Below are 21,214 nucleotides of genomic sequence, written 5' to 3'. Positions count from 1 at the left end.
CGATTCTAGCTGATGCCGATCGCTGCCAAGTTGGCGTGATCAGACCTGTGACGCGGCAGGCCGGGACATAGTGTCCGGAGCGCCAAGGTAGCCCGGGTAAGCGAAGCGCACCCGGGGAATGAGGGTATTCGAGGACTTTGCGTTTATGCCGAAAGCCCCGGATGCGCTTCGCTTACCTGGGCTACATGGCTGTGCGATGCACTTGGCCCGCTGCTTCCGCTCAGGTCATCTGCCGGCTGAAATCGGTGGGCGACAGGCCGGGCGCGAACAGGAAGCCCTGTCCAACCGGAACACCCAGTCCGAGCAGGAACTGCCGTTGTGCCTCCGACTCGATGCCCTCTGCTACCAAGCCCAGCCCCAGGCTGCGGGCGATGCCGCAGACCGCTTCGCACACCGCCACATCGGAGGGATTGTCGGGAACCCCGCTGATGAACAGCTGGCTGAGCTTGAGGCCGTGGATGGGCAGGGTGCGCAGGTAGTTCAGGGCGCTGTAGCCCTCGCCGAAGTCGTCGATGGTCAGTACCACGCCCATGGCGCGCAGCTCGGCAAAGGTGCGCAGGGTAGCCGGTGCATCCTCGATCAATACCCGCTCGGTGAATTCCAGCTCCAGCGAGCTGCCCGGCAGCCCGTAATGGTCCAGCACCTCGCGTACCTGCCGGGCCAGGCGGTCGCCGCTGAACTGCCGGTAGGAGACGTTGATCGCCACCCGCATCATGCCCAGGCCTTCGTTGTGCCATTCACGGATCTGCCGGCACGCCTGATGCAATACCCATTCGCCGATACGCACGATGTCGCCGGTGTTCTCGGCATGGCTGATGAAGATGTCCGGGCGCAGCTCGCCGAGCTGGCGGTTGCGCCAGCGGATCAACGCTTCGCAGGCGATGGTCTGGCCGCTGCGCAGGTCCACCTGCGGTTGGTAGACCAGGCGGAACTCGTCGCGGTCCAATGCTTTGCGCAGGCGCCGTTCAATCTGCAGGCGGTCGCGCTGGCGCCGGGCCAGCTCCGGTGAGAACAGCTGCCAGCCATTGCGGTCGCGGCGCTTGCATTCGTACATGGCCAGGTCGGCATTCTGGATCAGCTGCTGCGGCCGCAGGCCATCCTGCGGCGCGCGGGCAATACCGATGCTGGTGGTGACCGGGAACTCGTCCTTGCCGAACTGGAACGGCGGGATGAAGGCGCGGGTGATCGCTTCGGCCAATTGCTCCGGGCGCCCGGGCAGGTCGCGCGCGTCACAGGTGACCACGAACTCATCGCCACCAAAACGTGCCAGCAGGCCCTCGGTACCAATGGCATCGGCAATGCGGCGGGTGGCTTCGATCAGCAGCAGATCGCCGGCGTTGTGGCCCAGTACGTCATTGACGGTCTTGAACCGGTCCAGGTCGATGTACAGCACCGCCACTCCGGCGTGGGAGGGGTTGCTGAGCCGGGTTTCCAGGTCGGTGAGCGCGGCATCGCGGTTCATGATGCCGGTCAGCGGGTCGGTACGCGCCTGGTTCTTGAGGGTCTGCTCGGCATGTTTGGGCTCGGTGATGTCCTGCAAGGTGCCGGCAATGCGGGTGGAGGCCACATCGCCGGGCTCCACCTCGCCGATCATCCGTATCCAGAAGCTGTGGCCGCTGGCACGCTGGCCCTGCAGTTCCAGCTCGAAGCCGGTGTGCTGTTCGACCACCAGGTCCATTGCCTCGCGCAGCTGCTGGCGGGAGAGGCTGTTGAGGCAGGCCGCAAGTTGTTCCAGGTCGGTGGGTGCCGACTGTTGGCCGAGAATGCGCTGTGCCTCGCCGGTCAGGTACAGGTGCTGCTGGCCACGGTCCCATTCCCAACCGCCGATATGCGCCAGCGATTGGGCGCGGTCGAACAGCGCGTGGTCGCGCTTGAGCTCGGTGATGTCACTGAACAATGAAAACACGTGGTCGGGCAGGTCACAGCCGGCCGAGAACACCGGCACGGTGGTGATCGAGATCCAGATCATGCGGCCGTTCGGGCGGTGGTAGAGGCCGATGATGGTGCTGGGGATGGTCCGCCCCTCGGCGAAAGCGCGGGTCACCGGCCACTGCTCGGGCCGCAGCCGGCGGCCGTGTTCGTCAACGCTGATCCACTCGTCGCCGTGCAGCGGCACCTTGGCCGGGGCAACGCTGCCCAGGTTGAAGATGCGGTGCGCAGCCGGATTGGCGGAAATGATGCCGAGATGGCGGTCGAACAGCATCACGCCCTTGTCGATGGACTCCAGCAACAGGCGGTAGCGGGTTTCGGCCTGCCAGCGCCGGCTCAGGTCGCGGGCAACGGCGACGATGCAGTGCTCGCCGTCATGCTCGACCACGGCCGAATGCACTTCCACCGGGAAGCGACTGCCGTTGCCCCGCATGTTGGTGACTTCCACCACATAGGTTTCGCCGCGGTTGAGGGTTTCCCAGACCGGCTCCAGGTGGTCGGCAGGCAGGTCGGGATTGAGCAGCTCGATGGGTTGGCCAACGATCTCCTCACGGGTACGGCCATAGGCGCGAACCCCGGCGCTGTTGACGTCCAGTACCACCCCGGTTGCGCTGAGAATGCTGACCGGGTCGGGTACCGCATCGAACAGCGCGGCATAGCGGCGTTGTGCCGCCCGCCGCTCGGCCATGGCTTCGGACAGGGCGTCGCGGGCGGCCAGCAGGGCCTGTTGCAGATTCAGTGGCAGCGGTTGCTGCAGGGCGTGTTCCAATCCAGCCAGCGCGTCGACATGCGCGGCGCGGTGAGCGCCGTCGTCAGGAATTACATGCTGGCCGGATACGGTCATGACACTGTCAACGCCTTTCCTGTCTTGCTGCCTGTCTGCCGGCCCAGTCTTTCTGCGAGCCAGTTCCCTGTAGCGGCCAGCGCCGGCAAGTCCACGCCGGTGCTCATCCCCATGCCGTGCAACATGTAAACGACGTCTTCGCTGGCGACATTACCACTTGCACCACGTGCATAGGGGCAGCCGCCGGTACCGGCGACGGCGGCGTCGACCACGGCCACGCCTTCTTCCAGACAGGCGGCGATATTGGCCAACGCCTGCCCATAGGTATCGTGGAAGTGCACGGCCAGCGCCGCTACCGGTAGTTCGGCGGCCACCGCCTGCAGCATCGCCCGCGCCTTGCGCGGGGTGCCGACGCCGATGGTGTCGCCCAGTGATATCTCGTAACAGCCCATGGCGTGCAGGCGGGTGGCCACGCGCACCACGTCCGCCAGCGGCACCTCGCCCTGATACGGGCAACCGAGCACGGTGGAGACGTAGCCACGTACCCGCACGCCGTCCTGCTTTGCCCGCGCCAGGATAGGCTCGAAGCGCTGCAGCGACTCGTCGATGCCGGCATTGGTGTTGGTGCGGTTGAACTGCTCGGAGGCGGCAGTGAACACCGCCACCTCGGTGGCGCCCACGGCCAAGGCGCGTTCATAGCCTTGCTCGTTGGGTACCAGCACCGGGTAGCTCACCCCCGGCTGCTTATGGATGCCGGCAAACACCTCGGCGGCGTCGGCCAGCTGTGGCACCCACTTGGGGCTGACGAAGCTGGTGGCCTCGATGCTGCGCAGGCCGGTGGCCGACAGCCGGTCGATCAACGCGATCTTGTCGGCGGTGGCGATGAGCTGCTTTTCATTCTGCAGGCCATCACGCGGGCCTACTTCGACGATACGGACGAAATCATTCATTGAGCGGTCTTTGGCTGGAGGAGGGCGCGGATCAGTGCGCGGCCCAACGGGGGGCGCGCTTCTCAAGGAAGGCGGACAGGCCTTCGCGGCCTTCATCGGAGGCGCGCAGGGCGGCAATCAAGCCGGCATTGGCGCGGTCCAGGCCGTCGCGGTCGCCGACGGCGGCGTGGACTTCGCGTACCAGCACCTTGGCCGATGCACTGGCGACCGGGCCGGCTTTGCCCAGTAGTTTGAGCTGGGCCTGCACGGCGGCATCCAATGCGTCGGCAGCCACTACCTGGTGGACCAACCCGATCTGCTGCGCGGTGGCGGCGTCGAAATGCTCGCCGGTAGCGAACCAGCGGCGCGCCTGACGGGGGCCGATCGCGGCAATCACATAGGGGGAAATGACCGCAGGCAGCAGCCCCAGCCGGCTTTCGGTCAGGCCGAAGCGTGCCTCCTCGGCAGCGATGGCGATATCGCAGCAGGCCACCAGGCCGACGCCGCCACCAAAGCTGGCGCCGTGGACGCGGGCGATGGTCGGCTTGGGCAGTTCGTCCAGGGTGCGCATCAGCCGCGCCAAGGCCAGCGAGTCGATGCGGTTCTCTTCCTGGCTGGCGCTGGCCATGACGCGCATCCACTGCAGGTCGGCGCCGGCCGAGAACGAGGGGCCGGTTCCGGCCAGGACCACGGCCCGCACCGCCGGGTCGGCGCCCAAGCTGGCCAGGGTTTCAGTCAGGGCGCCGATCAAGGCGGCGTCGAAGGCGTTGTGCAGGTCCGGCCGGTTCATCGAAAGGGTCGCTACCGCGCCCTGGTGCTGCACGAGCAGTGCATCGCTCATAGGTAATGCCTGTTTTAACGGAAATCCGACGAATCATAGCGGTGCACGGGTGGGACACCATGACGCAGCGCGGCGATGCTACAATCGATAATCATTCTTATCCACTCTACATAGGCACCCATTCAGTGACGTTGTCAGATTTGCCGCTGCATGCTTCAGCGCGGGTGGAAAGCGTTCAGGACCTGCATGCCAATGACGCCATTGCGCGCCGTCTGCGCGAGCTGGGTTTCGTCAACGGAGAAGAGGTGCGTCTGGTCGCGCGTGGCCCGGTGGGCGGCGAGCCGCTGCTGTACCAGGTGGGCTTTACCCGCTTCGCCCTGCGCCGCAGCGAGGCCGCGCGGGTCCAGATAAGCGCAGAAGGAGCGCAGTCATGAGTACGGCAGTTGCACGGTTGGCCCTGGTAGGCAACCCGAACAGCGGCAAGACCGCGCTGTTCAACCAGTTGACCGGCAGCCGCCAGAAGGTGGCCAATTACAGTGGTGTCACCGTGGAACGCAAGGAAGGCCGCATGCGCGGGCCTTCCGGGCAGGAATTCGCGGTATTGGACCTGCCGGGCGCCTACAGCCTGCAGCCAGCCAGCTTGGACGAGGCAATCACCCGTGACCTGTGCCGGGGTTTCTATCCGGGCGAAGCCGCGCCAGATGCACTGATCTGCGTCATCGATGCGACCAACCTGCGCCTGCACCTGCGTTTCGCGCTGGAAGTGCGCGAGCTCGGCAAGCCGATGGTGGTGGCCTTGAACATGGTCGATGCGGCGCGCAAACGCGGCATCGAAATCGACGTGCCGGCGCTGGAGAAGGCGCTGGGCGTGCCGGTGGTGGAAACCGTGGCGGTGCGTCACCACGGCGCGCGCGCGCTGGTGGAACGCATCGACGCGCTGATGCCGCATCTGGATGCGATGCCGGTGCATCCGGTTGAGCCTGGTGCTGACTACCACGTGCAGGTGCGCGACATTCTGGCCTCGGCCGTACGCATGCCCGCGCCGACTGCCAAGGTGGACGACGCGCTGGACCGTTGGTTGCTGCACCCGGTTTACGGCCTGCTGACCCTGGCGGTGGTCATGTTCCTGATCTTCCAGGCGGTGTATGCCTGGGCCACGCCACTGATGGATGGCATCGAGGCCGGTTTCGCCTGGCTCGGCCAGCTGGCAGCAGCCAAGTTGCCGGAAGGGCCGCTGAGCAGCCTGCTGGTTGACGGCATCATTGCCGGTGTTGGCGGCGTGCTGGTGTTTCTGCCGCAGATTCTGATCCTGTTCGCCTTCATTCTGGCCTTGGAAGAGTCGGGCTATCTGCCGCGCGCTGCGTTCCTGCTGGATCGGATGATGGCGGCGGCGGGTTTGTCGGGGCGTTCGTTCATCCCGCTGCTGTCCAGCTTCGCCTGTGCGGTGCCGGGCATCATGTCGACCCGATCGATCCAGGATCCGCGTGATCGTCTGGCCACCATCCTGGTCGCGCCGCTGATGACCTGCTCGGCGCGCTTGCCGGTCTATGCCTTGCTGATCGGCGCCTTCATCCCGGCCAAGACCGTGTGGGGCATGTTCAACCAGCAGGGTCTGGTGCTGTTTGCGCTGTATCTGGCCGGCATCCTCAGCGCGCTGGTGATGTCGTGGACGATGAAGAAGTTCCGTCGCGACAAGAGCGAGCATCCCTTGATGCTGGAGCTGCCGTCCTATCGGCTACCCAATCCGCGCGACCTGCTGGTAGGCCTGTACGAACGCGCGATGATCTTCCTCAAGCGCGTCGGCGGCATCATCCTGTCGTTGACCATCCTGCTGTGGTTCCTGCTGTCGTATCCGGGTGCGCCGGAGAACGCGACCATGCCGGCTATCGATTACAGCTTTGCCGGCCAGATCGGTCATGCGATGGCGGTGATCTTCGCCCCGCTGGGCTTCAACTGGCAGATCTGCATTGCCTTGATTCCCGGCATGGGTGCGCGAGAGGTGGCGGTGTCCTCGCTGGCCACGATCTATGCGCTGTCCGCTGCCGATGACGATGCCGCCATCCAGGCGCTGACCCCGGTGATCAGTGATGGGTGGACGCTGGCGACCGGTCTGTCGCTGATGGTGTGGTTCATTTACGCGCCGATGTGCATTTCCACCCTGGCCACCATCAAGCGCGAGACCAACTCGTGGAAGCAGATGGCCTTTGCCACGGTGTACCTGTTTGGTGCGGCGTATCTGGCGGCGTTCGTCACCTACCAGGTGGCGGTGGCGTTGGGAGCCGGCTGAGATGGACAAGAGCCTGTTGCTGCAATACCTGATCATCGCCGTGGCGGTGCTGGTCAGTGCCTGGGTGGTGCTGAAGAAGCAGTTCCCGGGGGTATTGCGCAAGCTGCGCGGCATGCTGGCGTTGTGGCTGGTGCGCCCGCAGCGTTCGCCGCGCCTGCAGGCCTGGGGGCGCCGGCTGGCGCCGCCGGCGGCCAGCAGTGGCGGTGCATGTGGTGGGTGCAGCAGTTGCGGGCCCGGCGAGCCGAAACAGCATTGAGTGATACGACGACGCCGGGTTATCCCGGCGTTGTCGTATCTGCGGCAATGCCTGCTGATCCGACGTTGGCCGACCCGGATGGGCAGTGCAGGGCAGGGGCGGGTGCCGGGATTTGGGCTGTGCCTGTCGATAAGCGCCGGCTGTACACTGTGGCGATTGCAGGAAGCAACCGGGGGGTATCGGCATGAGGTCGTTTATCGGAATTGTGGTGCTGGTCGTGGTGCTGGCGGTTTGTGCGTCGGTGTACCTGCGTGGCGGCAACAAGATCAATCAGGACCAGGTGCGCGCGCTGTACCAGCGTACTGACCTCGCCATTGCAGCAAGCGATGACAAGCCCTTGTGCGAAATGTTGTCAAAAGACTATGTGCAGACCACGGTGACCAAGACCGAAACCGCACAGGCCGAACAGAGTCATGACCGCGAGCAATCCTGCGCAGCGCTGGCGCAGAGCATGCAGCAGCTGCGTCAGTTGCGCGAAATGTTCGGCGGGCGCATGCCGCTGCGTTACGAACAGACAGTCGGCGATATCAGCATTGCCAGTGACGGCCGTTCGGCTGAGGTCGAGGTGTCGGCCATTGTTGAAATGGCGGGTGTGCGCATGGTCAGCCGTGGTCGCGATACCGTCGAACGCAGGCGTTGGCGCACCTATCTGACCAGCAGCCGAGCGGTTACCCACGTCGGCCGGATGGAATGACGCGCAGCGCGCTTGTGCGCGGGGCGCTTGAGGCGTTAGCGTTCGGCCCATGAATACGACTCCCACCCGTTTGTTGATCCACGGTGCCTCCGGGCGCATGGGTCAGGCCCTGCTGCGGCTCGCGGCAGAAGATTCCTCGTTGCAGGTGGTTGCTGCGGTGGTGCGCAAACCGCCGATCCAGCGCGTGATCGATGGCATTCCGCATTTTGCCGCCAGTGAGCTGGCCGGCGCGCCGGCTTTCGATGTGGCGATTGATTTCAGCCTGCCGGAGGGCTTCGACCCGGTTCTGGCGCTGTGTGCCGAGCGGGGTGTGGGCCTGGTATCGGGCACTACCGGCATCAGTGCCCAGCAACAGGCGGCGCTGGCCACGGCGGCAGCCAGGATTCCGCTGGTCTGGGCAACCAATTTCAGTCTGGGCGTGGCGGTGCTGGCCGAGCTGGTGGAGCGGGCGGCGGCGGCGTTGCCGGGCTGGGATTGCGACATCGTCGAGTCGCACCATGTCCACAAGAAGGACGCGCCCTCGGGCACCGCGCTGACGCTGGGCGAATCGGCGGTGCACGGCGGCGCCGAGCCGCGCTATGCCAGCCTGCGTGCCGGCGACATCATCGGCGAGCATTTCGTGCAGTTCACCGGTCTGGGTGAGCGGGTTGAACTGGTGCATCGGGCGACGAACCGCGACATTTTTGCGCGTGGCGCCCTGCATGCAGCCAAACAGTTGCGCCAGCGCAGCCCCGGCCAGTACCGGGTGCGGGATCTGCTCGGAAACGTGACCGAGGCCTGAGAAAGCTGAATTCGCGGCGTGATCCATCCGGAAAAGGATCCGCTTGCGCCTGAACAGCTGAAGGAAAGCGCACGGGGCGCTGGCGTTGGTGCCCCCTTGCCTTTACAATTCCGGCTCGCCGAAACACGTTAGCCGGACCGGTTCCCAGACCGCCGTCCGCGCTTTTTTGCAACCGGTTTTTGACCGCGAACGCAGGCGTGGCTTCGGAGTCCCCCGGTAGCCAAAGTGAGATTCCCGTGACCCAAGCCGCAATTCTCGTGCTCGAAGACGGCACCGTATTCGAGGGCGAATCCGTAGGCGCGCCCGGCCTATCCGTGGGTGAGGTGGTGTTCAACACTGCCATGACCGGTTATCAGGAAATGCTGACCGATCCGTCCTACGCCCGGCAGATGATCACCCTGACCTACCCGCATATCGGCAACACCGGTATGAACGACCAGGACGATGAAGCCGCCAAGGTATGGGCATCGGGCCTGATCGTGCGCGATGTGCCGCGCCGCCCGAGCAGCTGGCGCAACCAGGTGTCGCTGCAGGATTGGTTGATCCAGCGCGGCGTGGTGGCCATCTCCGGCATCGATACCCGCAAGCTGACCCGCATCCTGCGTGAGCGCGGTGCGCAGAACGGCGCACTGATGGCCGGCCCCGACATCGATGTCGAGAAGGCACTGGAAGCAGCACGCAAGTTCCCCGGCCTGAAGGGCATGGATCTGGCCAAGGTGGTCAGCACCAACAAGCCTTACAGCTGGGCTGACGGCCAGCTGGACCTGGACAGCAATGAATTCGTCCGCGCCGAACCGAAGTTCAAGGTTGTGGCCTACGACTTCGGCGTGAAGACCAACATCCTGCGCATGCTCGCCGAACGCGGTTGCGAGCTGACCGTGGTGCCGGCGCAGACCCCGGCGGCCGAAGTGCTGGCGATGAATCCGGACGGCGTGTTCCTGTCCAACGGCCCGGGCGACCCGGAACCGTGTGACTACGCCATCAGCGCGATCAAGACCTTTGTCGAAAAGAAGGTGCCGACCTTCGGTATCTGCCTGGGCCACCAGCTGCTCGGCCTGGCCTCGGGCGCAAAGACCATGAAGATGGGCCATGGCCACCACGGTGCCAACCATCCGGTGCAGGACATCGACGACGGCCGGGTGATGATCACCTCGCAGAACCACGGCTTCGCCATCGACGAAAGCGTGCTGCCGGCCAATGTCCGGGTTACCCACCGCTCGCTGTTCGACCAGACCATCCAGGGCATCGCGTTGACCGATGCGCCGGCGTTCTCCTTCCAGGGTCACCCGGAAGCATCGCCCGGCCCGCGTGACGTGGCGCCGCTGTTTGACCGCTTCATCACCTTGATGGAAAAGGCCAAGGCCTGATGCCCCGGACGGCAGCCGCTTCAGGGTTCCGTCGCTGGCTATGGCCAGTGATGGCTGCAATGGTGCTGGCTGCCTATCCGACCTTCGTGCTTGCCAATGTCTACTGGAAGTTTTTCCAGGCCGATCTGCCCGGCGGACGTAATGGTCCTGCCGATGCATACCGGCACAGTCTGGCCAGCGCCATCGTCGCCTACACCTTGTCGCCGCGCTGCGTCGATTGGGTGACCAGGGTGATGGAGAGCGACGGGTTGAACGATGCAAGCGGGGCGATGGATGCCCACAACAACCGGATCGGCGCGCGCTTGGGCGCGGCTGCTCCCAGCTGGGCCGCGATGCAGCGTGATGTCCGCGCCGCGGTCGAACACGGAGCGGTCAATGCCGCTTCGACCGATCAGATAACCTGGCTCGCCCCGACGGCGTGGCAGGAACGACTTTACTGAGGATTGTCATGCCAAAGCGCACCGACCTAAAAACCATCCTGATCATCGGCGCCGGCCCGATCGTCATCGGCCAAGCCTGTGAGTTCGACTACTCCGGCGCGCAGGCGTGCAAGGCGCTGCGTGACGAGGGTTACCGCGTGGTGTTGGTGAACTCCAACCCGGCCACCATCATGACCGACCCGGAGATGGCTGACGCCGTCTACATCGAGCCGATCACCTGGCAGATGGTCGAGAAGATCATCGAGAAGGAGCGCCCCGACGCGCTGCTGCCGACCATGGGTGGCCAGACCGCGCTGAACTGCGCGCTGGACCTGGCTGACCACGGCGTGCTGGAGAAGTACAACGTCGAACTGATCGGCGCCAAGCGCGAAGCGATCATGATGGCCGAAGACCGCGAGCTGTTCCGCGTGGCGATGGGCGAAATCGGTCTGGAATGCCCGACCGCAGCCGTTGCCCACACGCTGGAAGAAGCGCTGGAAATCCAGACCCGCGTTGGCTACCCGACCATCATCCGCCCGTCCTTCACCCTGGGCGGCAGCGGCGGCGGTATCGCCTACAACCGCGAAGAGCTGATCGAGATCGTCAGCCGCGGCCTGGAACTGTCGCCGACCAGCGAAGTGCTGGTGGAAGAGTCGGTGCTGGGCTGGAAGGAATTCGAGATGGAAGTGGTCCGCGACACCGCGGACAACTGCATCATCGTCTGCTCGATCGAGAACCTCGACCCGATGGGCGTGCACACCGGTGACTCGATCACCGTGGCGCCGGCACAGACCCTGACCGACAAGGAATACCAGCGCCTGCGCGATGCCTCCATCGCCGTGCTGCGCAAGATCGGCGTAGACACCGGCGGCTCCAACGTGCAGTTCGGCATCAGCCCGACCACCGGCCGCGTGGTAGTGATCGAGATGAACCCGCGCGTGTCGCGTTCCTCGGCACTGGCCTCCAAGGCCACCGGCTTCCCGATCGCCAAGGTCGCCGCCAAGCTGGCCGTGGGTTACACCCTGGACGAATTGAAGAACGAAATCACCGGCGGGCTTACCCCGGCTTCGTTCGAGCCGTCGATCGATTACGTCGTCACCAAGATTCCGCGCTTTGCCTTCGAGAAGTTCCCGGCTGCCGATGCACGCCTGACCACCCAGATGAAGTCGGTGGGCGAGGTGATGGCGATGGGCCGCACCTTCAAGGAATCGCTGCAGAAGGCCCTGCGTGGCCTTGAAACCGGCAAGGTTGGCCTCGACCCGACCGAGCTGGACCTGAGCAACGAAGACGACATCGCCACCATGAAGCGCGAGCTCAAGGCCCCGGGCCCGGAGCGTCTGTTCTACGTGGGTGATGCATTCCGCAGCGGCCTGAGCGTTGAAGACATCTTTGCGATGTCGCATATCGACCCGTGGTTCCTCGACCAGATCGAGGAAATCATCGCCGACGAAAAGCAGGTCCATGCCGAAGGCATCGACTCGCTCAACGCTGCACGCCTGCGTGTGCTCAAGCGTGCCGGCTTCTCCGATGCGCGCCTGGCCCAGCTGACCGGCACCAACGAAGCCGCCATCCGTGCGCTGCGTCGTGCACACAAGGTGCGCCCGGTGTACAAGCGCGTGGATTCCTGCGCGGGCGAATTCGCTACCGGTACCGCCTATCTGTACTCCACCTACGAGGAGGAGTGCGAGGCCGCACCGAGCAACCGCGACAAGATCATGATTCTGGGTGGTGGCCCGAACCGCATCGGTCAGGGCATCGAGTTCGACTACTGCTGCGTGCATGCCGCGCTCGCCCTGCGCGAGGACGGCTATGAAACCATCATGGTCAACTGCAACCCGGAAACCGTCTCCACCGATTACGACACCTCCGATCGCCTGTACTTCGAGCCGCTGACGCTGGAAGACGTGCTGGAAATCGTCGAGCTCGAAAAGCCCAAGGGCGTGATCGTGCAGTACGGCGGCCAGACCCCGCTGAAGCTGGCGCGCGCACTGGAAGCCAATGGCGTGCCGGTGATCGGCACCTCGCCGGACTCCATCGACCTGGCCGAAGACCGTGAGCGTTTCCAGCAGCTGGTCGACAAGCTCGGCCTGAAGCAGCCGCCGAACCGCATCGCCCGCAACGACCAGGAAGCCCTGCTGCTGGCCCGCGAAATCGGCTACCCGCTGGTGGTGCGCCCGAGCTACGTGCTTGGCGGCCGTGCGATGGAAATCGTGTACAGCGAATCCGACCTGGCCCGCTATGTGCGCGACGCGGTAAAGGTGTCCAACGATTCGCCGGTGCTGCTGGACCACTTCCTGGATGCGGCGGTCGAAGCCGACGTGGACATCATCTGCGACAAGGATGGCAACGTCCTGATCGGCGGCGTGATGGAGCACATCGAAGAAGCCGGTGTGCACTCCGGTGACTCGTCCTGCTCGCTGCCGCCGTACTCGCTGTCGGCTGAAACCCAGGCCGAACTGCGTCGCCAGGTCACCGAGCTGGCCAAGGCGTTGAAGGTTGTCGGCCTGATGAACACCCAGTTCGCCGTGCAGACCGACGCCGATGGCAAGGATGTGATCTTCCTGCTGGAAGTGAACCCGCGCGCCTCGCGTACCGTGCCGTTCGTGTCCAAGGCCACCGGCATGGCGCTGGCCAAGATTGCTGCACGCTGCATGGCCGGCAAGACGTTGGCCGAGCAGGGCGCAACCAAGGAAATCGTGCCGGGCTATTACTCGGTGAAGGAAGCCATCTTCCCGTTCGCCAAGTTCCAGGGCGTGGACCCGATCCTTGGGCCAGAAATGCGCTCCACCGGTGAGGTGATGGGTGTGGGCCGCAGCTTCAGCGCCGCGTTCGCACGTGCGCAGGAAGCCGGCAGCATCAAGACCCCGCCGGTCGGCAAGGTCTTCATCTCGGTGCGCGACGCTGACAAGCAGCGCGTGATGCCGGCGGTGCAGGGCCTGGTCGAGCGTGGTTATTCGCTGGTGGCTACCCGCGGCACCGCCGCGTGGTTGCAGCAGCATGGTTACACCTGTGACGTGGTCAACAAGGTAGTTGAAGGCCGTCCGCACATCGTGGACAGCATCAAGAATGGCGAGATCGTCTACATCGTCAACACGACCGAAGGCCGTGCGGCGATCAACGACTCGTTCTCGATCCGCCGCGAAGCACTGCAGAACCGCATCACGTACTCCACCACGGTTGCAGGCGCCAAGGCGCTGGTGCAGTCGCTGGAGTTCCGTGGCACCGGTCCGGTGTTGTCGCTGCAGGAACTGCACAAGGAGTTGAATGCATGAGAGCCCCCATCACGATGAAGGGCGCCAAGCGCCTGCGTGACGAGCTGGATCACCTGAAATCGGAAAAGCGCCCCAAGGTCATCGCTGCCATCGCCGAAGCGCGCGAGCACGGTGACCTGAAGGAAAATGCCGAGTACCACGCTGCACGCGAAGAGCAGAGCTTCATCGAAGGTCGCATCAAGCTGCTGGAAGGTGAGCTGTCGCACTCGGAAGTCATCGACATCAGCAAGCTCAACGCCGGTAGCAAGGTGGTGTTTGGCGCGACGGTGACGCTGGCTGACGTGGAAAACGACGAAGAGAAGCGTTACCAGATCGTTGGCGACCTGGAAGCGGACATCAAGCAGGGCTTGATCGCCATTTCCTCGCCAGTGGCGCGCGCGATGATCGGCAAGCACGAGGGCGACGCCATCGCCATCGACGCACCGGCCGGGCAGCGCGAGTACGAAATCATCAGCGTCGAATACCTCGACTGACGATGGCCAAAGCCACACTGCTGCTGCCCGCACGCAGCCGTTTCCCGGCAGGCGAACTGCCGGCGCAGGTGGCTGCAGCACTGGGCCGTGCCGAGCGTTCGCTCGGTACGGCGGGTGAATCGGCGCAGCTGCGCCGTCACTTCAGCGTGCAGCCGGCCGATTGGTCGGCCGCCGCCCTGACCCGCCAGACCGATGCCGGCGATGCCGCCGGCGGCTTCTGGCTGCGCGCCGATCCGGCCAATATCGTGCCCGACATGCAGGGCGCGCGGCTGATGGCTGCAGCGGAAACCCTGCGTCTGGAGCAGGCCGACGTGGAGGCACTGCTGCCTGCATTGCAGCCGCTGTTCGCAGGATTCGGCTATCAACTGGATGCGCCGACACCTGCACGCTGGTATCTGCGCCTGCCGGAAGACACACCGCTGCCCACGTTCGCCGAGCCCGATGCGGTGCTTGGCGATGATCTGTTCGCGCATCTTCCCGATGGTGAGAACGGGCGCCGTTGGCGTGGTTTGTTGACCGAAGCGCAGGTTGTATTGCACCAGCATCCGTGGAACGAGCAACGTGTGGCGCAGGGTCAACGTGCGGTGAATTCCCTGTGGTTCTGGGGCGCCGGCAGCCTGCCGCAAACGGTGCATACCGCACATGCGCAGGTGCGCAGCCGCGATGCATTGGTGCAAGGTCTGGCCGCACTGGCTGGCGTACGCCTGGGCGGTGAGCAGAGCGTGGACGCGCTGGTTGATCTGCGCCAGCTGCGCTCGCTGCAGCAACTGGCCAACGATGCCATCACGCCATTGCTTGCTGCCCTGTCGCGGGGCGAGCTCAGCGAACTGCAGCTCGATTTCGAGGATGGCACGGCGTATCGCCTCACCCGCGGGCAGCGTTGGTGCTTCTGGAAAAAACCGATAGCGACGCTGGCTGATGAGTGAGAATCTGAAGGTCGTTCGCCGTGACGCTGTTGCAAGCGACGGCTGGGGCGATGAAACCCTGCCGCTGCTGCGTCGCATCTATGCCGCACGCGGCGCAACCACGCCCGGGCAGGCCCAGCCGCGTCTGGCGCAGTTGCATGCGCCGGAGTTGTTGGGTGGCATGCAGGCAGCGGTTGCGTTGTTGGCCGATGCGATCGCCAATGACAAGCGCATCCTGATCGTCGGCGATTTCGACTGTGACGGGGCCACCGCATGTGCGGTCGGCGTGCGCGGCCTGCGCATGCTGGGCGCGCGCGATGTGGTGCATGCGGTGCCGAACAGAATGGTGCATGGCTATGGTCTGTCGCCGTCGCTGGTGGAAGAGCTGGCCGTATTGAAGCCGGATCTGCTGGTCACGGTGGATCACGGTATTGCCTGCCATGCGGGTGTGCGCGCCGCGAAGGCGCTGGGCTGGCAGGTACTGGTTACCGACCACCACTTGCCGGGCGAACAGCTGCCACCGGCCGACGCGATTGTTGATCCGAACGTGGACGGCGACGCATTCCCGAGCAAGGCATTGGCCGGCGTGGGTGTGATCTTTTACGTGTTGATGGCGCTGCGCCGGCAACTGCGTGAACAGGCGGCATTCGGCACCCAAGCCGAGCCCGATCTGCTGAGTTTGCTGGACCTGGTCGCGGTAGGCACCGTGGCCGATCTGGTGGCTCTGGATGACAACAACCGCGCCTTGGTTTCGGCCGGTTTGCGCCGCCTGCGCGCGGGCAAAGCCAGTGTGGGTCTGCAGGCCTTGATCGAGGTGAGCGGCCGTGACCCGCGCAGGCTCAGTGCCAGTGACATCGGTTATGCGGTCGCACCGCGGCTCAACGCTGCCGGCCGCTTAGAAGACATGGCGCTGGGCATCGAACTGTTGCTGACCGAAGACCCGGCACAAGCAAGGCATATCGCCACCTTGCTGGAAGAAATCAACGCCGAACGCCGGGCCGTGCAGCAGATCATGACCGACGATGCCGAGAAGGCGGTTGCGCGTGCCTTGCTGGATGACGATATGCAGCGGCCGGTGGCGGCCTGCCTGTTCGATGCCGAGTGGCATCCGGGCGTGGTTGGCCTGGTGGCTTCAAAGATGAAGGACCGCCTGCATCGGCCGGTGATTGCGTTTGCGCCGGCTGAGCCGGGCGACGATGCATTGCGGGGTTCGGCGCGCTCCATCAGTGGTTTCCACATCCGCGATGCACTGGCTGCGATCAATGCCAATCATCCCGGTTTGATGGAAAAATTCGGCGGCCACGCGATGGCTGCCGGTTTGAGTTTGCCTCTGGCAAATCTGGAAGCATTCAAGGCGGCGTTCGTGCAGCAGGTGCAACGCAGCCTCGACCCGGCATTGCTGCAACAACAGTTGCTCAGCGATGGCGAACTGTCGCCCGCCGAGCTGGATTTCCAGCACGCCGAAGCGCTGCGCTTGGCCGGCCCCTGGGGCCAGGGCTTCGCCGAGCCGCTGTTTGACGGTACGTTCGAGGTGCTTGAGTGGCGAGTGCTGAAGGAGCGCCACCTGAAGCTGGTGCTGCGTCAATCTGGCGCTGCAGCGCGCATCAATGCAATCCATTTCAGTGGCTGGACCGGCACGGCACCGGCGCAACATGTGCAGGTCGCTTACCGCCTGGTGAGTGATGACTACCGCGGCGGCAAGGCCATCCAGCTGATCGTCGAGCACTGCGCCTCCGTTTGACCTGCAGAGGGCCCGGAGCAGGAAGAGGCTGAGCGCATCCCCTGTAGTGCCGAGCCATGCTCGGCAGGGGCTTACCGCAGATCCATCACCCGTAGCAGCCCGTAGCCCGGGTAAGCGAAGCGCACCCGGGGCCATTGGCGTAGTGCCGAGCCACGCTCGGCAGGGGCCTCACCGCAGATCCATCACCACGTTCTGGACTCCTGCTCCCGGGTGCGCTGCGCTTACCCGGGCTACAGCGTCGCCACGTCCAGCCGGCGCACTTTCCAACAGCGCGAGACCGATCTCGCCAGCTGGCTTCACCCGCAGCTTTGTGTGATCTACATCGCTAAAGACGGGTTCCGAATGTCCAGACAACAAACACGGATTGGAAGGCAGCGACACACAGGGTTTGCGCAGTTCACTGCATGTGCACGCCGTGATTGCGTTAGGACCACGTGATGAAGCTCGTCCTCGACTAATACTTTCCTACGAATTCAGCCTTTGATTGTCTGATACCGGCGTCAGAAAACTGGCGCGCTGCATCAAGCAATGGCACAGTCGGGTTCTCGATACCGCATGGGACGACGGAACGCCCGATGTTTGCAGAATCACTTTCAGCAGCAGGCGGCTTGCAACGCCTGCATCAAGATCGCCGGCTGGTTCGTGTTGAAACCGCGCTTGCCCCGGAGACATTCCTGGTCAAACGTTTCGACGGCAACGAATCGGTATCCGCGCCTTTCCTCTATCACATCGAGTTGTTGTCGACCCAGCCACGGCTGGAGTTGAAGCAACTGGTTGGTCAGCCGCTGCGTCTGCTGCTCGGCGACGAGTTTGGTGGCCGCAGCGTGCATGGCTATGTGCGCGAGTTCGCCAGCACGGGGCAACAAGCGCAGTTCAACAGCTACCGCGCCGAGATTGCACCCTGGTTTGCTTTCCTCGACTTCACCAGCAATTGCCGCATTTTCCAGGACAAGAACGTTCTGGAGATCGTCGAGGAAGTATTTGCCGGTTACGAACAGCTGGCGCGCTACCGCTACGATCTCAATGCCGGCAAGCTGCAGCCGCTGTCATATTGCGTGCAGTACAACGAATCGGATTTCGCCTTCGTCAGCCGCCTGCTGGAAGATGCAGGCCTGTATTACAGTTTCGTGCATGACGAGGATGGGCATACGCTGGTCATCAGCGATGACTCCACACTCAGTGTTGTACACGGCGAGCCGGGCGCGATTGCCTATGTCTCCGATCAAGGCACCTTGGCACGTACCGGCCTGCACCGCTGGGGCGCGCGGCGCAGGGTAGGGCCGAGCGCGCAGACATTGCGCAGCTTCGACTTCAAGCAGCCCAAGCAGCAGCTGGATGGCAACCAGGGCAATCAGGTGCCGATGGGTTTGTTGCCGCCGCTGGAGCAGTACCGTTACGACGGCGCTGCGCGCTTTGCCAATAGCAGAGTTGGTGAGGCATTGGCAGCAGTGCGCAATGAAGAAGTCAGCTGGCCGACCAAGTTGTTCGAATGCGCCGGCAATGCTGGTGAATTGCAGGCCGGCGCGTGCTTCAGCCTTGATAGGCATCCGGATTTCATCGGCCGTGACGAAGCGGACCGCGAGTTCTTCGTGGTATCGATGCAACGCGAAGGCCACAACAATTTCGCCAGTGATTTCGCCAGTGCCGAGCTGCCCAGCGTGGAGATGCAGGCGCAGGTATTGCGCCGGCGCATCCCGTTCCGCCCATTGCGGCAGACGCCGTGGCCGCGCATGCCAGGGCCGCAGACAGCGACTGTCGTCGGGCCTCCCGGCGAAGAACTGCACGCCGATGCCTACGGCCGGGTGAAGGTGCAGTTCCATTGGGACCGCAAGCTGGATCGGCGTGAGAACGCCTCGTGCTGGATCCGCAGCGCCAGCCCATGGGCCGGTGCCGACATGGGCGGCGTGTCGCCGCCACGCGTTGGCCAGGAGGTCATCGTCGATTTCCTCGATGGTGATCCGGACCGGCCGATCATTACCGGCCGCGTTTTCAATGAACAGAATATGCCGCCGTTTGGCATGGAAGTCAGCGGCCTGAAATCCAAAACCGTGAAAGGGGGCGGCTGGAATGAAGTCACCATGCACGATGGTGCCGGCGGCGAACTGCTGAACATGCGCGCTCAGCGCGACATGGTCACCACCGTGCTCAACGACCAGACCGCGAGCATCCTCAACAACAAGACCACCAGTGTGACGGTTGACCACGGCATGACCGTGGGTGGTAACCAGACCATCGGCGTTACCGGCAATCGCGGCATCACCGTCACCGGTACCGATACCTCTACTGTGACCGGGACGCGCACCACCGATGTCACCGGCGCGGTCGCCGAGACGTATCACACCGGTCAGACCAAGACCATTCTTGCTGCCGGCTATACCGAAACCATCACTGGCCCCTTCACCACGACGTTGACCGGCAACTACATCAGCCAGCGCACAGGTACGTGGAAGCAGACCATCACTTCGACGTCGTGGGAGCAGGTGCAGGGCAAGGTGACCGAGCAGTATCTTGCGGGGCGCGAGACCACCATCACCGGCCTGGACAAGCGCGGCGTGACCGGTGCGGTCGAGGATGCCAACAAGGGTTCACGCACCATCGGCGTGGAGGGCGCGTTCGAGCAGGGTGTTACGGAAACCCACTCGCAGTTCTCTACCGGCGAGATGACGTTGGCCTCTGCGGCGAAGCTGATTGCAGTTGTGGGCGAGTCCTCCGCCATCGAAATCACCGCAGGCGAAATCAAGATCAGCGCCGGGGGCTCGGAAGTGGTGATCAATGCCAGCGGAGTCTCGGTCAACGGCAGCGAGATCAAACTCAACTGCTAAGCAGAACGGAGATTCAGCATGCAGGACACCCCCATGTTGCGCGGCCTCGCTACCTTGCGCGAGGCTTGGCTGCACGCAAGTTCCGATCCTTCCCGGCGTTTGCTGATTTGGCGTCTGCCGGCCAACGCCAGCCGTCTATTGGCGGCTTTTTTCGAGATGCAACGGCACGACGAAGGGCGTGATACGCCGGATTATTTCCTGCGTATCGACACCCGCTACGAACTTGGCTTCCGCTATAGCCGACAGATAAAGCAGGATCTGCTGGAACGCTACCTCGGCAGTCAGGATGAACTGCGCGAGCAGGGCGTGACGCTGGGCTGGCGTGGCCCCAACGAAACCCATCCGGATTCTGCGGCGGGTGTTGTCGAGGTGCTGGCTGGTTTCGCCGAACACCATGCTGCGCATCTGCGCTTGATGGCGGCAGTTCTGGAGCCCGAGCGCCATGTACCTGGTGATGGCTTTGAGCGTTGGATTTCGGCCGCGTTGAATGCGGTTCCAGGCGCGCATCTGCGTTTGGTCCTGGTGGACACACAAGAGGATCCACGCTGGCAGCCCTTGCTGGAAAAACATGCAGATGTAGCCGCGTTGATCGGTGGAGACGTCGACATGTTCGGGATCGCACGCGATACGGCGGCGCAATCCACGGGGCGCGGGCCGGAGGTGTTGTACCGGCAGCTGCTGGCCGACCTGATGCTGTTGATCGAACGTGGCAGCCCCGCCCAGGTGGTGACACGCGCCGAACGTGCTCAGGCCCTTGCCACACGCAATGGTTGGCACGACCAGCAATCGGTAGTGCAGATGATGGTTGCAGGCGCGTGGCTCAAACACGGTGACCACGCGCAGGCCATCAACGCCTACCGCAATGCACGCACCGCGGCGGACAGTGCAAGACTCGGTGGTAACGCCGCTGGCGCTGACTTGGTGATGCAGAGTTGGTTTGGCGAGGCGGGCTGCTGGTTTACGGCCAAACAGCCTGAGCGCGCCGCGCAGACCTATCTGCAGGCATCGGCCTCGGCCGCGAGCATCCCGCATCCCATGTTCCAGTTGGAAGGACAGCGCATGGCCGGTTGGTGCCAGCTGCAGGCGGGTAACCGGGAAGTGGCGCGCACGCAGTTGCTGGAAGCCATTCGTATTGCCAAGCCGTTGTCGCCGGCGGACCGCAAAACCACAACACTCCCGCAGGTGCTATGGGATCTGCTGCTCTTGCAGGACGCGCGCCGCTGCCAGAAGCTGCAGGACGTCGCGGCGGAGTATGTGCAGGCCAGTACGCGCGTATTCGGCGATGCCGAGAGTAGCGCCATGGCGTTGGGGCCGCGGCCTGCGCGATCGGCACTTGATGCCATCGAGCGGCAGTTGGATGTCGCGCTTGAACAGGGTTTCCATCGCGCGCAGCAGGAGCGCGAGCGGCTGATTCAGGCCGGCGATGAGTTCTTTCGCAAGATCGTCGCCGTGGGCCGCGATTTTCTCGATCCGGCCTGGAACGGCATTCCGGCCATTGAACATCCTCTGGATCACGAGATCCCGGTATGGAGCGAGCCGCCGGCAATGCAGCCCTTGCCGGATCCATCCGAACTGCTGCAGGCAGCGAGCTCTGCGCGAACTACATCCCCAACTACAGCAGGAGCGGCACTGGCATGACGCCGAGCAGGAAAACAGCGGTGATGGCCGTGGCCATCGCGATTGGAATCATCGTGGTGGCCTGGATCAGCGCGGACTACCGCGACGAGGTCAAAGCCTTCCTGCGTGCGCTGTTGCGCGCCATCTGAGCAACAAG

Annotated in this window: 16 protein-coding genes; 13 read left to right on the top strand and 3 right to left on the bottom strand. The window is 64.1% G+C overall.

The features are described from left to right. Window positions 1–220 precede the first annotated feature (220 nt). From ABE493_RS01820 to ABE493_RS01810, 3 genes are read right to left on the bottom strand one after another with little or no spacing between them, the layout of a single operon-like run. On the bottom strand, window positions 221–2,773 hold the full coding sequence (locus tag ABE493_RS01820) for a sensor domain-containing protein (RefSeq protein WP_346496710.1): 2,553 nt from the start codon (window positions 2,771–2,773) through the stop codon (window positions 221–223). Next, the gene (locus tag ABE493_RS01815; protein WP_346496709.1) at window positions 2,770–3,663 is read right to left on the bottom strand and encodes a hydroxymethylglutaryl-CoA lyase; all 894 of its coding nucleotides are present in this window, start codon (window positions 3,661–3,663) and stop codon (window positions 2,770–2,772) included. The genes ABE493_RS01820 and ABE493_RS01815 overlap by 4 nt, the downstream gene beginning before the upstream one ends. Window positions 3,664–3,694: 31 nt before the next feature. Next, window positions 3,695–4,483: an enoyl-CoA hydratase-related protein gene (locus ABE493_RS01810; RefSeq protein WP_346496707.1), complete on the bottom strand. Its 789-nt coding sequence runs from the start codon at window positions 4,481–4,483 to the stop codon at window positions 3,695–3,697. Between the two features lie 125 nt (window positions 4,484–4,608). Here ABE493_RS01810 and ABE493_RS01805 point away from each other — a divergent pair, with 125 nt between their 5' ends. The 13 genes from ABE493_RS01805 (at window position 4,609) to ABE493_RS01745 (ending at window position 21,078) form a co-directional block, all read left to right on the top strand. After that, window positions 4,609–4,857, top strand: coding sequence for a FeoA family protein (locus ABE493_RS01805; protein ID WP_346496705.1), 249 nt, complete (start codon window positions 4,609–4,611; stop codon window positions 4,855–4,857). Then, window positions 4,854–6,710, top strand: a complete 1,857-nt coding sequence (gene feoB, locus ABE493_RS01800; protein ID WP_346496703.1) for a ferrous iron transporter B — start codon at window positions 4,854–4,856, stop codon at window positions 6,708–6,710. Before ABE493_RS01805 ends, feoB begins: the two co-directional genes overlap by 4 nt. 1 nt (window position 6,711) lies before the next feature. Continuing rightward, entirely contained in the window at window positions 6,712–6,966 is a 255-nt protein-coding gene (locus ABE493_RS01795) for a DUF6587 family protein (protein WP_346496701.1), read from the top strand. Between the two features lie 184 nt (window positions 6,967–7,150). Next, window positions 7,151–7,660, top strand: coding sequence for a hypothetical protein (locus tag ABE493_RS01790; protein WP_346496699.1), 510 nt, complete (start codon window positions 7,151–7,153; stop codon window positions 7,658–7,660). 49 nt (window positions 7,661–7,709) lie between these two features. Beyond that, entirely contained in the window at window positions 7,710–8,441 is a 732-nt protein-coding gene (dapB, locus tag ABE493_RS01785) for a 4-hydroxy-tetrahydrodipicolinate reductase (protein ID WP_346496697.1), read from the top strand. 236 nt (window positions 8,442–8,677) lie between these two features. Then, a complete protein-coding gene (carA, locus tag ABE493_RS01780) occupies window positions 8,678–9,808 on the top strand; it encodes a glutamine-hydrolyzing carbamoyl-phosphate synthase small subunit (RefSeq protein WP_346496695.1) in 1,131 nt (376 codons plus the stop codon). A 50-nt stretch (window positions 9,809–9,858) separates the two neighbouring features. Further along, window positions 9,859–10,248: a DUF6973 domain-containing protein gene (locus ABE493_RS01775; protein WP_430980688.1), complete on the top strand. Its 390-nt coding sequence runs from the start codon at window positions 9,859–9,861 to the stop codon at window positions 10,246–10,248. An 8-nt stretch (window positions 10,249–10,256) separates the two neighbouring features. Beyond that, entirely contained in the window at window positions 10,257–13,499 is a 3,243-nt protein-coding gene (carB, locus tag ABE493_RS01770; RefSeq protein WP_346496691.1) for a carbamoyl-phosphate synthase large subunit, read from the top strand. Next, entirely contained in the window at window positions 13,496–13,972 is a 477-nt protein-coding gene (gene greA / locus ABE493_RS01765; RefSeq protein ID WP_346496689.1) for a transcription elongation factor GreA, read from the top strand. Before carB ends, greA begins: the two co-directional genes overlap by 4 nt. A 2-nt stretch (window positions 13,973–13,974) precedes the next feature. Continuing rightward, the gene (locus tag ABE493_RS01760) at window positions 13,975–14,898 is read left to right on the top strand and encodes a phosphoglycerate mutase (protein ID WP_346496687.1); all 924 of its coding nucleotides are present in this window, start codon (window positions 13,975–13,977) and stop codon (window positions 14,896–14,898) included. Further along, window positions 14,891–16,618, top strand: coding sequence for a single-stranded-DNA-specific exonuclease RecJ (gene recJ, locus ABE493_RS01755; protein ID WP_346496685.1), 1,728 nt, complete (start codon window positions 14,891–14,893; stop codon window positions 16,616–16,618). The genes ABE493_RS01760 and recJ overlap by 8 nt, the downstream gene beginning before the upstream one ends. A gap of 575 nt (window positions 16,619–17,193) precedes the next feature. Continuing rightward, window positions 17,194–19,440 (top strand): type VI secretion system Vgr family protein, encoded by a 2,247-nt coding sequence (locus tag ABE493_RS01750; protein ID WP_346496683.1) that lies wholly within the window; start codon window positions 17,194–17,196, stop codon window positions 19,438–19,440. Between the two features lie 18 nt (window positions 19,441–19,458). Beyond that, entirely contained in the window at window positions 19,459–21,078 is a 1,620-nt protein-coding gene (locus tag ABE493_RS01745) for a hypothetical protein (protein ID WP_346496681.1), read from the top strand. Window positions 21,079–21,214: the final 136 nt, after the last annotated feature.

The organism is Stenotrophomonas terrae (assembly GCF_039674165.1).
Classification (GTDB): domain Bacteria; phylum Pseudomonadota; class Gammaproteobacteria; order Xanthomonadales; family Xanthomonadaceae; genus Stenotrophomonas; species Stenotrophomonas terrae_A.
The sequence above is the reverse complement of the archived record's forward strand: the minus strand, read 5'-3'. Positions and strand labels throughout refer to the sequence as shown.

Bases quoted from the DNA above. Each gene is read 5' to 3' on its own strand.
- ABE493_RS01810 (WP_346496707.1), bottom strand. From the start codon at position 4,483: ATGAGCGATGCACTGCTCGTGCAGCACCAGGGCGCGGTAGCGACCCTT.
- ABE493_RS01815 (WP_346496709.1), bottom strand. From the start codon at position 3,663: ATGAATGATTTCGTCCGTATCGTCGAAGTAGGCCCGCGTGATGGCCTG.
- recJ (WP_346496685.1), top strand. From the start codon at position 14,891: ATGAGTGAGAATCTGAAGGTCGTTCGCCGTGACGCTGTTGCAAGCGAC.
- ABE493_RS01775 (WP_430980688.1), top strand. From the start codon at position 9,859: ATGGCTGCAATGGTGCTGGCTGCCTATCCGACCTTCGTGCTTGCCAAT.
- ABE493_RS01745 (WP_346496681.1), top strand. From the start codon at position 19,459: ATGCAGGACACCCCCATGTTGCGCGGCCTCGCTACCTTGCGCGAGGCT.
- ABE493_RS01795 (WP_346496701.1), top strand. From the start codon at position 6,712: ATGGACAAGAGCCTGTTGCTGCAATACCTGATCATCGCCGTGGCGGTG.
- dapB (WP_346496697.1), top strand. From the start codon at position 7,710: ATGAATACGACTCCCACCCGTTTGTTGATCCACGGTGCCTCCGGGCGC.
- ABE493_RS01750 (WP_346496683.1), top strand. From the start codon at position 17,194: ATGTTTGCAGAATCACTTTCAGCAGCAGGCGGCTTGCAACGCCTGCAT.
- ABE493_RS01760 (WP_346496687.1), top strand. From the start codon at position 13,975: ATGGCCAAAGCCACACTGCTGCTGCCCGCACGCAGCCGTTTCCCGGCA.
- feoB (WP_346496703.1), top strand. From the start codon at position 4,854: ATGAGTACGGCAGTTGCACGGTTGGCCCTGGTAGGCAACCCGAACAGC.
- carB (WP_346496691.1), top strand. From the start codon at position 10,257: ATGCCAAAGCGCACCGACCTAAAAACCATCCTGATCATCGGCGCCGGC.
- ABE493_RS01790 (WP_346496699.1), top strand. From the start codon at position 7,151: ATGAGGTCGTTTATCGGAATTGTGGTGCTGGTCGTGGTGCTGGCGGTT.
- greA (WP_346496689.1), top strand. From the start codon at position 13,496: ATGAGAGCCCCCATCACGATGAAGGGCGCCAAGCGCCTGCGTGACGAG.
- ABE493_RS01820 (WP_346496710.1), bottom strand. From the start codon at position 2,773: ATGACCGTATCCGGCCAGCATGTAATTCCTGACGACGGCGCTCACCGC.